General features: G+C 47.6%; 2 pseudogenes. Both read left to right on the forward strand.

Features of this window, described 5'->3' with window-relative positions:
- Positions 1-273, forward strand: a pseudogene (locus R7Z50_RS29000) (efflux RND transporter periplasmic adaptor subunit); the annotation flags it as partial.
- Positions 273-601 (forward strand): annotated as a pseudogene (vmeU, locus tag R7Z50_RS29005) (multidrug efflux RND transporter periplasmic adaptor subunit VmeU); the annotation flags it as partial. The pseudogenes R7Z50_RS29000 and vmeU, both read left to right, overlap by 1 nt.

Raw genomic sequence — 601 nt, forward strand, 5'->3', positions numbered from 1 at the left:
GGGATGACAGGACAAGTACACATTGCTAAGCAAAACAGGTCTAACGCCATGACGTTGCCGACATCGGCTTGGGTAAACAAGCAAGAGAGCCAAGGTGAAGTTTGGGTGATGGATAGCTCAACGCAACAAGTGAATAAAGTGACATTGTCACTAAATGAAAGTGGCGCGATTGAGTCAGGTTTGGATAACAACGACTACGTGGTTATTGCTGGCGTAGGACGATTAGTCGAAGGGCAAGTGGTGAAAGCTTGGATTCGTGAGGAAGGCATTTAATGAAGCATTCTCTATTCGCAGTATCGGCCATCGCCTTGGCCGTTCTTACTGGTTGTCAAAGTGATAGCCAAAACGTAGCCGAACAACCGTGGTATGTTTCGACCATTTCAGTTGACGCGCCAGTGAAAAGCCAATATCGCGCGTTTAAAGGGCTAGTCGTTCCTGCTGAACAAACACCAATGGCATTTCGTCGCGCCGGTGAAATTCAACACGTACTAGTGAAAGCTGGTGACGTAGTGAAAGAAGGACAAATGATCGCCAAGCTGGATGACAGCAAAGAAAAGCAAGCGGTAAATGATGCGGAAGCGCAATACACGCTTGCGATTCG

It is taken from the genome of Vibrio sp. 1249-1 (assembly GCF_033340495.1).